Origin of the sequence: Halobacillus sp. (genome assembly GCF_049282395.1) — a bacterium.
In the GTDB taxonomy this organism is placed as follows: domain Bacteria; phylum Bacillota; class Bacilli; order Bacillales; family Halobacillaceae; genus Halobacillus.
This window is the reverse complement of the sequence record NZ_JBAPTY010000241.1, coordinates 1-2851: the sequence shown is the minus strand read 5'-3', so window position 1 is coordinate 2851 and position 2851 is coordinate 1. Positions and strand designations below refer to the sequence as shown.

General features: G+C 46.0%; 4 protein-coding genes. All 4 read right to left on the bottom strand.

Annotated elements, in window-relative coordinates:
• Positions 1-5: 5 nt before the first annotated feature.
• A complete protein-coding gene (locus WAM07_RS10395; protein ID WP_422166621.1) occupies positions 6-542 on the bottom strand; it encodes a GNAT family N-acetyltransferase in 537 nt (178 codons plus the stop codon).
• 99 nt (positions 543-641) lie between these two features.
• Positions 642-1097, bottom strand: a complete 456-nt coding sequence (locus WAM07_RS10390) for a hypothetical protein (RefSeq protein WP_422166619.1) — start codon at positions 1095-1097, stop codon at positions 642-644.
• A 60-nt stretch (positions 1098-1157) separates the two neighbouring features.
• Positions 1158-1451 (bottom strand): AzlD domain-containing protein, encoded by a 294-nt coding sequence (locus WAM07_RS10385; RefSeq protein WP_422166617.1) that lies wholly within the window; start codon positions 1449-1451, stop codon positions 1158-1160.
• Complete coding sequence (locus WAM07_RS10380; RefSeq protein WP_422166615.1) at positions 1448-2185, bottom strand: AzlC family ABC transporter permease; 738 nt, start codon at positions 2183-2185, stop codon at positions 1448-1450. The genes WAM07_RS10385 and WAM07_RS10380 overlap by 4 nt, the downstream gene beginning before the upstream one ends.
• Positions 2186-2851: the final 666 nt, after the last annotated feature.

Genomic DNA, 2851 nt, shown 5'->3' with positions numbered 1-2851 from the left:
TTTGTTTAATTAGCTGCTTCTTCCGCTAATTCATCTATCGTTTTCCATCCATAAGCTGTTTCTTCATAGGTACCTTGCCCGATCGTTACTTTTTCTGCTTCTACCGGATGAGCACCCAGTTTTATATAAAATTGGCTGGAAGGATTATGAGTTAATACCCACACAAGCAGTGATTGATAACCTGCTTCCTTCATTGCTCTTGCAAATGTCCGGATTAAAAGCGTTCCATAACCCTGGCCCTGATATTCATCGAGAAGGTAAATGGCATAAATTTCACCATCATAGCCGTAGTTTCTGGTACGTTCTTTTCCGCCAGACACAAAACCGACCACTTCCTGGTTATCATTTTCAATGACATAGGCAATCTGCCCGTTTACAGGCTTCCTTAAAATGGTCTGCCAAAGAGCAATTCGATTTTCAACCGTTATATTACTTACATCCCGTTCATCAAGGAGATCTTTGTATGTAGATTTCCAGCTGGCTACATGGATATTTGCTACCGTTTCTGCATCTTCTAAACGTGCCAATCTAAGCTCCGGCATAGGCTCGTCTTCCCTTCTACTTATTCTCTACCCTTAATAGTAACATAATTCTGTATATTCTATAAAAAGAAATGGCGCCAAAGAGTGGCACCACTTCTTTTAACATTGAAAATTTGAAATTAAACGGGTATCGAAGCCCGTGTAAACCCATTGACGTCTTCTCCGCTGCCATCGGTAACCAGCCACAGAGGTTCTTCCTATGAACGTTGGATAAAACCAGAAAGAGCGTCCATTTTCCAGTCTGATCCAAGTATACCGATATAAACATCCATAAAGCGATCCAGGATCTACCGCATACACGGAAGCCCCTTGTTGGGATGGAGGTGAAGAAGGCGGCGGCGGTAATTGTTGACCTCCCCCAAATGGTGGACCTTGCGGTGGCTGACCAGGTCCTCCTCCGAATGGTGGACCTTGAGGTGACTGACCAGGTCCTCCTCCGAACGGTGGACCTTGAGATCCACCACCAAATGGGCTGCCTGGTCCGAACTGTCCTCCCTGTCCCTGCCCGGGAATACCAAAGTTTTGTCCAAATGGGAATCCTTGTTGTCTATACATCACGATCAATCCCTTTCCGGAAGTATCCCTATACGATATGCACCGGATGGGCGGGCGTGATTATAATGTTAAAAGAAACACAGACGCGATGGCTCCAAGGACGACCAGAATAATATGGAGATCGAGCCACGCTAAAAGCACTGCTGTTAAACCGGCAATAATCCCAACCTGAGGAGCTTCCGGCTTCACGCTTAGAATACCAGGAAAAATCAAAGCTCCAAGAGCTGCATAAGGTATAGCATTTAACCAACGGTCTACCCATTTTGGAAAAGACACGATATCTACTATAAAGGCTGGCAGTATTCTGGGGATAGCAGTTACAAGAGCCATTCCGATAATCATCCAGATGATCATATGTCTTCCTCCTCTTCTCGCAAGATCCAGATGCCGCTGCATCCCCCGGCAACCGTACCTAGAACAATAGCCCACCCTTGACTGAAGCCGATCTGCTGGGCTATATAATTAATAATCATGGCTAAAACAGCAACTACAGCAATTCGGTAATGGTTTTTCACAGAGGGCACTAACAGACCAATAAACATAGCATAAAGTGCGACACCCATGCTTTCGCTCAATCTTTGAGGCATAATATCTCCAAGAACGCCTCCGAGGTAGGATCCTCCGACCCATGAAACATAGGCAGTCATAATAAGAGCTGAGAAAAAGTAAGCTCCATAATCTTCCTTTGCTTCTCTGCGATATAGAGAGGATACAGTGAACGTTTCATCTGTAAGACCGAGAGTCATCGGAAGCTTCGCTCTGAGCGCGATCTTCTTCAATCGATTAACAAAAGAGAAGCTCATCACGAAATGTCTAAAGTTCAATACGAATGTTGCTACTATAATTTCAAAAACCCCTGTACCAGCAGCCAGCATTCCGACTGCTAAAAATTGAGCAGCACCGGCAAAAACGAGGAGGCTCATGAGCGTCAGTTCCGAGTTACTCATTCCCGATTGACTGGCAAGAACCCCATAGGTAAGAGCAATTGGCAAATAGCCAAGCATAATCGGAGAACCAGCTAGCATCCCCCTTCGAATCATATGTATGCGGCTCGATGTTCCAGACTGTTTAACAGCTTGGGACTGCATTTACTTCCCTTCCTCTCTACTAAATTTCCACTATTATACACAATGGTTCCAAGTGATTGAAAGATATAAATCCTGGTTGTTGATTCTTTATAAATAATTTATTCCAGTATAAGGCCGGATACTGTAAGACTCGATTTCGAGATATTGGTTCACCGTGAAGGTCCTGCGGGGGATGATTCGCTTTCCGCGGGCATGTGCTGAGCCTCCTCGAGCTAAAGCTCTCCGGGGTCTCACCGATCATGTCTATCCCGCAGGAGTCTTCATCATCCCCCTCCGGACCTTGCGATATATGGTTCTCCGAAAAACCAGGAAAGCACTTGGCCGATGATCAAAGAATAGCCATTTTCAGCGGTCACCTTTCCGCCTATGCAGGTAAAAAAGCATTTGCGAGGAGTTCATGCTGTGCCCTTATCCTCCTTAGCAGGGTCCGTTTACCTTATTAGCATTGGGGTGGTGGGGAAATGGCGAGACTCCCATGGGAGAAGGAACTAGGTTAGATCCCTCAGGGAGTGAAACGAGCGAGGAAGCTCACCGTTCCCCCATAGGAAAGTGTCCAAATGTGGAATCACCCCGATAGACACGAACAGCATAAGCCGAGCATCAAAAGGACGGTGGTCTTGCCGTCCGTTGATGAACGGCTTATGTCTCGAGTGTCTGGGTGATGGA

Bases quoted from the DNA above. Each gene is read 5' to 3' on its own strand.
- WAM07_RS10380 (WP_422166615.1), bottom strand. From the start codon at position 2,185: ATGCAGTCCCAAGCTGTTAAACAGTCTGGAACATCGAGCCGCATACAT.
- WAM07_RS10385 (WP_422166617.1), bottom strand. From the start codon at position 1,451: ATGATCATCTGGATGATTATCGGAATGGCTCTTGTAACTGCTATCCCC.
- WAM07_RS10395 (WP_422166621.1), bottom strand. From the start codon at position 542: ATGCCGGAGCTTAGATTGGCACGTTTAGAAGATGCAGAAACGGTAGCA.
- WAM07_RS10390 (WP_422166619.1), bottom strand. From the start codon at position 1,097: ATGTATAGACAACAAGGATTCCCATTTGGACAAAACTTTGGTATTCCC.